The organism is Planktosalinus sp. (assembly GCF_059864935.1).
Window position 1 is genome coordinate 1 of sequence record NZ_JCBCCK010000118.1, and the last position, 8,146, is coordinate 8,146.

The following is an 8,146-nucleotide window of genomic DNA, read 5'->3' on the forward strand; positions in this document are numbered from 1 at the left end:
GCTAAACTAAATCAAGCTGATGAAAGATTACTTAGTGCAGGAGAAACTAACCTGAGAGCCTATGCACAGGTTAAAGGGAGTATCATAGGTAAACTGGGTATCCTTGCAGATTGTGAAAACCTGGTGCCTATGTATCAAAGAGAATTTGATGACAATAAAACAAATATTGACTGGTTGCAAATGGCTGCCGGCAGACTTTCGGCAAAAGAATGTGACGACCCGTTATTCTTTAAGTTAGTACAGGAATTGCATAATCTGAATCCTTCGTCAAGATCTGCCTATTATTTAGGCCAATTGGCTGAAGCAGATGGTAAAGCCAAGCTGGCTCAAGATTATTTTATTCAATCTGCAGAACTTGAAACTAATAACGCTAGAAAAGCTGATGTTTTCTATAAATTGGGTGAAAATTATAGAAGAGCTAATAATTTCGGTACTGCAAGAAGCTTTTACAGAAGAGCGATTGATGCCAGACCATCATATGGTAGAGCATACCTGCAAATAGCCAGTATGATTTCATCAAGTGCCAACAACTGTGGTGAGGACGTTTTTGAAAGACGGGCTGTAAACTGGTTGGCTGCTGATCTAGCCAGAACTGCTGCACGAGTTGACCCTTCGGTTGCAGCAAACGCCAACGCCGCCGCTGAAAGTTATATGCAACGTGCTCCAAGCCGGGCAGATATCTTTAACAGGGGCATGGAAGGAAAGACCATCTCATTTGGACAATGTTGGGTAGGTGGAAGTGTAACTGTTCCAAACCTGTAAAATGAAAATATTTTCACATAGCCTAAAAAGCGTTATGATTGTTTTTACAATCCTAACGCTTTTTGCTTGTGAAGGGAACTATCGCGAAAAACAACAACTCACCATTGCAGACCTTGGCCCCATAGCCGAAGGTGAAGGAGTGAATCTAAAGTACACAGACTCGGGCAAACTCGTAACAAACTTAATCACGCCTAAACTGCTAGATTTTTCAAACTACAACTTCTCTTTTGCTGAATTTCCGGACGGTCTTGAAGTGCAATTCTGGAATGAAAAGGGGGAGAAGGGCACCGTGACCTCAGATTATGGAATTCAGTTTGACAAGGCCAATTTGGTCGACCTGAGAGGTAACGTGGTGTTGATTACTGCCGATAGCGTGATTTTAAATGCCAATCAACTCTACTGGGACCAAAACAACAAATGGATTTTTACTGACCAGCCCTATCGCATAACGTTCAAGGACGGTTCGTTTAATGACGGCGGGCGTTTTGATTCCAGCGAAGATTTCAATAATTTTTTATCCCGAAAAAATGTCGGGGTGCAAATAGTCGATAATACCGAAAAACCTGAAGAAGATGAACAATAAAGTCTATAAAATATTTGAATATGCCTATCTGGTAATGTTTTTTTTATCTGTTTTTGCTGTTATAAGCAGCTGGAATTCAGAGCCGGACCGCGCTAATCTCTTTATGTTTTTTGGAGCGGTGGCCCTTTTTATGTATTTCTTCAAGAGAAACTTCCGAAGAAGAATGGAAAAGCGCCAGAACAAAAATGATTAAATGTTGCGCCTTAAATAGGCTTAATTTCCTTTTTTTATACAATTAATGAGATATTGAAATTGGTTTTTCAATCTTTTTACTCTTTAAAAGTACTTCAAAGGAGAATTTGAAGACTTTAAATCAGCTACACCTGTTTTTTTCTTCTTTAAGAATATCACTAATCATTATAGTATAAATTACTGTAATGCAGCTAACTGAGTTAAAAGCATTGAAAATTGTTTCTGTCTTTTCGTTCAGGAAATTAAACAAAACCTCATACGATAAACTATTTTTGAAAATAATGGAATTTTTGGTCAATAAGGTTTTTAAAAGTAATTCAAAATTGGTATTTTCGCCCCCTATTTAATTTAGAGAAAAATGGCAGTATTAAATAAAATTAGGCAGCAATCAATATTCTTGATTGTAATAATTGCAATGGCATTGTTTGCCTTTGTTTTTATGGATGTGATTGATGGAGGTGGATTTTCATCAAACAAAGAACAAAATACCATTGCAACCGTAAACGGAAATGATATCTCAAGAGTTGATTTTATCAATAAGGTTGAGAATGCCTTAAGAAATATGGGGACCAATGCAACCAACCTTCAAGCCGCAAATGTGGTTTGGAACAACGAGTTGCGTTCGGTGTTGTTAAGAGAACAAATTGAAAACTTGGGTCTGCAAATAAGCGATGACCAATTGTCAACCATCCTGGCACAAAACCTTTCGGGAAACCCGACCTTTTCAAATCAGGCAGGAATATTTGACCCTTTTATGCTACAGGAATATTTGGCAGATGTAAAAGAAAATGCCCCTGAGCAATATAGACAGTTTATTGAGTTTGAGAAAAGCATTTCACAAACAGCATTAGAACAAACTTACTACAATATGATCAGAGCGGGGTTAACAGCCACCAGCTTTGAAGGCAAAAAAGAATACAGACTTGAAAACGACAAAGTAGATATTGAATTTGTGCAAATTCCATATTCAAACATTCCCGATGATGAAATTCAGGTAACTGAAAAGGATATTGCAGACTACATCAAGCGCAATTCTGAAAGATATCAGGCAGATGCTGCTGTGGACATACAGTATGTCTTGTTTGAAGAAAACCCGTCGTCTGCTGATGAAGCCGAAATTGAAGCTGAAATCAACACGTTACTTGAGCCTCAAATTAAATACAACTCAATTACTCAAACAAACGACACTTTACCAAGCTTTAGAGAAACAACTGATTATGCAATGTTTGTATCGCAACACAGTGACGGTCAACTCAACGACAGATGGTTTTTTAAGTATCAACTACCTGAAGAAGTTGCCGATACTCTTTTTGCAATCAACAAGGGGGAAATTTACGGACCCTACAGAACCGAAGGGCGTTTCAACTTAACCAAAGTGATTGATACCCGTCAAATGGCAGACTCAGTTCAGGCTAAACACATCCTTATTGCTTGGGATGGACTTGAAATTCCAGTCAAAAAAAGCAGGACCAAAGAACAGGCCAAATCACTTGCTGACAGTTTGCTAAATGTTTTGAGAAGAGACAACTCAAAATTTGAAACCCTTGCACTTGGGTTTTCTGAGGATCCAGATGTAGTGACAAACAAAGGTGATTTAGGGTATTTGACTGTAGGCTCTTTAAACATCAAAGAATACAATGACTTTGCTTTCGACAATAAAACCGGGGATAAAGGGGTTATTGAAACAGAGTTTGGGTTTTTTGTGTTGAGTATAGAAGATCAAAAAAACGTCCAAAAGGCCATCAAAGTGGTAAATGTCATCAAAAACATTCAGCCTTCTGAAGAAACACTTAACCAAACCTTTGTTAAAGCCACCCGTTTTGAGGCCAATGCTTCCAATTCAGATTTTATTGAAGTTGCCAGGGAGGAAATGCTTGATGTAAGACCTGTTAGACGTATTGGTGAACTTGAGGAAAACATTCCCGGTATTGGAAACAATCGCTCTATCGTAAACTGGGCATTTGAAAAAAGGACCAAAGTGGGTGACATTAGAAGATTTAACGTGAGAAACGGTTATGCCATCGTTCAGGTAACTGCAAAAACCGATAAAGGTTTAATGCCGGTTTCAGAGGTTTCAGCTGCGGTAACGCCCTTGGTTCGAAATGAAAAGAAAGCCAAGCGCATTATGGGGACTATAAAAGGCAATACACTGGAGGATATTGCTTCTCAACAAGACACTCAGGTTAAAAAAGCCACGGCACTCAATAGAAAAGTGCCAACCTTACCTGATGCAGGAAACGAGCCAAAAGTAGTTGGTGCCGCATTTGGTCTTTCAGAAGGTCAAACCTCAGGATTAATTGAAGGACGTAATGGTGTTTATATGTTGAGAGTCCTTTCTAGAACAGAAGCCGCAGACGTTCAAAACTATTCGACACACATTACTCAAATTAACAACAGAAGAACTTCAAACATCAATACAAATGTGTTCAATGCGCTTAAAAAGAAAGCGAAAATCGACGACCGAAGAGCAAACTTTTATTAGCATTCAATAATTTTATATGAAGAAGCCTTTCAGATTTTAGAAAGGCTTTTTTATTTAATCATTTTTTTGAAAGGCACAATTACACTGAAGCCTTTATTTCTAAAATAATAAGGAGCATCTTTTCCGGTGGCCAAAATAAAATCTCCGCCCCAGCCGCCAAGACTTTTTATGCTTCCGCGAAAATCACTGAACAATTGGTCTTTAATTTTTGGCAATTGCAACATTTCAGAAAGCAGCGACTCGTGTTGCTCAATTAAAGCTTCAAATTCTTCAAGTGTTTTGGCTTCTAGAATTTCACGGGTGATTTGATTTGCTTTTTCAATAAAACTGAGCTTTTCTGACCCTATTTTATTGTAGTGAAAAATCGATTGTTTACTATCCTGTTTTTTGTTGAGATATACAAAAAACAACTCATCTGTAAACGGCCAGTTCAAACGTTCAATTTTTTTCACCACCGGGGGAGTTTGGCTGTTTGAAAAAATAACAGGAACATCGTTTTGAGCACAGGCAATATCATAACCGCTTCCGCCAAAACTGTGTTTAAGCAACGTAAACGCATCCACATTTGCCCATTGAGCGATGTTATTGATTAAAGTGGATGAACTTCCCAATCCCCAGTCTCTCGGGAAATTGAGTTTAGTGACAACTTCAACACCTGAATTTTCAGAAAGGAATACCGGGTTAAGTTTTTTGGCTTCCGCTAAAATATGTTGTAAGGTTTGAGCCACTTTTTTGTCTGAAAATGAATCTATTGAAATTGCTTTATCAAGTTGAAACTTCCCCTCAAACCAAACCTCATTTCTTTCATCAAGACTCGTCCACTTCAAAATATTTCCAGCTCCGGGCTTTACTTCAAGAGACTGCCCATAAACGGTTGGGATAGCCAAAGCTTCAGCACCGTCAAGCACCAGATATTCTGAAGTGAGTAAAAGTTTTCCGTTGCTGTAAAAGTGTTTATTCAAGGTTTCTGGTTTCAAGTTTCTGGTTGCTGAGTCGAAGCACCGTTTTCATTGCACTTCTTTTTGATGCTTTAATTTCTAAGTGAATCTATATATGAAATTACCGCACTGTGTGAAATGGGCGTGTTTTGAAAGTGGGCGGATGCCAGTTTCTTTTCCTCATCGGTGGCCTGCATTTGGTTCAGTATATTTTTCAGGTGCATTTTCATATGACCATGCTGAATTCCTGTGGTGATTAGTGATTTTACCGCAGCAAAATTTTGAGCCAATCCCACAACGGCTATGATTTGCATCAACTCCCTTGCAGATGGCTTTTGAAGCATTGCCAAAGCCACCTTTACCAGTGGGTGAAGCGACGTTAAACCACCCACAGTACCAATGGCAAGCGGAATTTCTATCCAAAACTTAAATGTATCATCATCTATACTTGCATGGGTCAAACTCTGGTATTGCCCGTTTCTGGAAGCATGGGCATGTGCTCCGGCTTCCACGGCTCGAAAGTCATTTCCGGTGGCAAGAATCACTGCATCAATACCATTCATGATGCCTTTATTGTGGGTCACGGCCCGGCGGGGTTCGGCATTGGCAATTTGTATGGCCCTTACAAACTTTTCTGCAAAGTAGCTGCCTTCAAATTCGCTCGTGTTTAAATGTTCAATGTTACAGGAAACTTCAGCTCTTACCAAACATTCCGGAACAAAATTGGAAAGTATGCTCATGACAATTTCAAGATCAAGTCCCTCTTTTAAAGCCTCGCTTTTAAAAGTTTGTGCAAATTGTTCCAGGCAACTGTTGATAAAATTAGCACCCATAGCATCCACTGTTTCAAAAGTGCAATGCAGGTAATAGTAATTCTCGAGTTGATCGGTTTTATCGGTCAGTGTGATGTTAATAACACCACCACCACGTTTTTCCATGTTTTTGGAAAGTACTTTAACCGAATCAAGCAATTTTGGTTTTACTACATCAAAAACATCTAAAAGAGATTGCTTTTCGCCAAAGTAATTGAAATGTACCTGCCCGTTTTTAAGGGTTGAAACCACTTCAGCTTTAAACCCGCCCCTGTCCATCCAGAATTTTGCGGCATTGCTGGCAGCAGCCACCACAGAACTTTCTTCTATGACCATCGGTATGGTGTGCAGTTTTCCGTTAATCAGGAAATTAGGCGCTATGCCAAGCGGCAAATAAAAGTTGCTGATGGTATTTTCAATAAACTCATCGTGCAGTTGCTGCAGTTTGTTGCTGCTGTTCCAATAGGACTGCAAAACTTCCTTTAAAGATTGATCGCCGTGAAAATAATGTTCAAGCAACCAGTCTATTTTTTGAGTTTTATTGAGTTTTGAAAACCCGCTCACTGCTTTTGCCATAAATTTAAGATTGAAAGTGCAAAGATAAAACTTCCGAATGAGGAATTGACCGATTGGAAATCACAATTTGAGATATCCAATATTGAGAGAATGGATTTGCATATAGATTTGATTTTAATTTATTCGTGCTTTAGTGGCAATTCCGGACTACTATGATTGAAATTCTAACCCCCAAAACCACACTAACAATTTACACCTTAAAAATGCCCTTTTTTGCAGATTTTTTAGTAAACTTGACCTTACAATTTTTTAACGAAAAAAACATGCAGCTTTTCAAAACTATTATCCCCGCTTTTCTACTTATTTCAGTTTCAATTTTTGCTCAAACCAAACAAATTACCCTTGAAGAAATTTGGGGTAATGAATTTAGAACCAATACGCTGGAGCGTCTCCACTCGATGAAAAACGGCAATCAGTACACCGTTTTAAATTATGACAGGGCAAGAAAGGCATCAACAGTTGATGTGTATGATTACAACACTTCAGAAAAAGTAGAAACGCTTATTAACTCAGCCGATTTATCAGAAATCGATCAGATCGTGTCTTATGGTTTCAGCAAGGATGAAAACAAACTTTTGATAGCCACTTCCTTAAAATCCATTTACAGAAGGTCAACCTTAGGGAAGTATTTTGTGTATGAATTGGACACAAAAAAGCTCATTTTGGTTTCTGAAAACGAAATTCAGGAACCTCTTTTTTCACCTGACGGGACTAAAATTGCTTACGGTTTTGAAAACAACATCTACATTAAAAACCTGCAAAGCGGTGAAACATCACAAATCACTTCCGATGGGAAAAAGAACCATATCATCAATGGTATTGGCGACTGGGTGTATGAAGAAGAATTCTATATCGTAAGGGCTTTTGACTGGAACACAACAGGCGATAAGCTGGCGTTTATCCGTTTTGACGAAACCGATGTCCCGGAGTTTTCTATGGATGTTTACGGCACAGGTTTGTATCCCACTCAGGAAGTGTTTAAATATCCAAAAGCCGGGGAGAAAAATGCCGAAGTTTCCTTACACCTATATGATCTTGATAAAAAAAATATTTCAACCATAGATTTGAGTGGGTTTAATAGTTATTATATCCCAAGATTACAATGGACCAATGATAAAGATATTTTGAGTTTTCAATTGATGGGAAGAAAGCAAAACGAACTCAACCTGATTTTTTACAACGCTGCTTCAAATACATCCACACTCATCCTGAAGGAAACCGATGATGCTTATGTAGATGTTACTTTTGACCTCACTTTTTTAAAAGACAACAGCTTTATCTGGACCAGCGAAAAAAGTGGCTGGAATCATATTTATCATTACGACAAAAGCGGAAAACTACTCAATCAAATCACAAACGGCAACTGGGAGGTTATTCGTTATTACGGATTTGATGAAAAAACCAATCGCGTGTTTTACCAAAGTTCTGAAAACGGAAGTATCAATAGCGGGGTTTATTCCATCAGGGTAAACGGAAGAGACAAAGCCCCATTGGCAGTAACAGCAGGCAGAAATGAAGCTGCTTTCAGTGCAGATTTCAGCCTGTTTATTCATACTTTTTCAAATACCACCACACCTCCGGTTTTTACATTGCGTAATGCGAAAGATGGAAAACTTGTTAGAGAAATCAGGGACAATAGCGATTTACAGAAAAAATTGGAAGGATATGTAATTTCTCCCAAAGAGTTTTCAACTATCAGGTTGAATGGCTTTGACCTGAATATGTACACAATCAAACCGAAAGATTTTGACCCCAATAAAAAATACCCTTTGTTTATGTTTCAATATTCAGGACCGGGTTC

The 8,146-nt window shown here is 38.5% G+C and carries 7 protein-coding genes; 5 read left to right on the forward strand and 2 right to left on the reverse strand.

The features are described 5' to 3' along the window. From AC6F75_RS05055 to AC6F75_RS05070, 4 genes are all read left to right on the forward strand, one after another. Positions 1-762: tetratricopeptide repeat protein (locus tag AC6F75_RS05055; RefSeq protein WP_500713858.1), on the forward strand; the 762-nt coding region annotated here is incomplete at its 5' end. 34 nt (positions 763-796) lie between these two features. Continuing rightward, positions 797-1,345 (forward strand): LPS export ABC transporter periplasmic protein LptC, encoded by a 549-nt coding sequence (gene lptC / locus AC6F75_RS05060; protein ID WP_500713859.1) that lies wholly within the window; start codon positions 797-799, stop codon positions 1,343-1,345. Next, positions 1,335-1,538, forward strand: coding sequence for a hypothetical protein (locus AC6F75_RS05065; protein WP_500713860.1), 204 nt, complete (start codon positions 1,335-1,337; stop codon positions 1,536-1,538). The genes lptC and AC6F75_RS05065 overlap by 11 nt, the downstream gene beginning before the upstream one ends. A 357-nt stretch (positions 1,539-1,895) precedes the next feature. Beyond that, positions 1,896-4,019, forward strand: a complete 2,124-nt coding sequence (locus tag AC6F75_RS05070) for a peptidylprolyl isomerase (protein WP_500713861.1) — start codon at positions 1,896-1,898, stop codon at positions 4,017-4,019. Positions 4,020-4,069: 50 nt separating this feature from the next. On the opposite strand, the gene AC6F75_RS05075 is transcribed toward AC6F75_RS05070, so the two are convergent. Both AC6F75_RS05075 and AC6F75_RS05080 read right to left on the reverse strand, forming a co-directional pair. Then, positions 4,070-4,981, reverse strand: coding sequence for a GYDIA family GHMP kinase (locus tag AC6F75_RS05075; RefSeq protein WP_500713862.1), 912 nt, complete (start codon positions 4,979-4,981; stop codon positions 4,070-4,072). Between the two features lie 68 nt (positions 4,982-5,049). Then, on the reverse strand, positions 5,050-6,345 hold the full coding sequence (locus AC6F75_RS05080) for a hydroxymethylglutaryl-CoA reductase, degradative (RefSeq protein ID WP_500713863.1): 1,296 nt from the start codon (positions 6,343-6,345) through the stop codon (positions 5,050-5,052). Positions 6,346-6,608: 263 nt separating this feature from the next. On the opposite strand from AC6F75_RS05080, the gene AC6F75_RS05085 reads away from it, so the two are divergent. Further along, on the forward strand, positions 6,609-8,146 hold a 1,538-nt coding region (locus AC6F75_RS05085), incomplete at its 3' end, for a DPP IV N-terminal domain-containing protein (protein WP_500713865.1).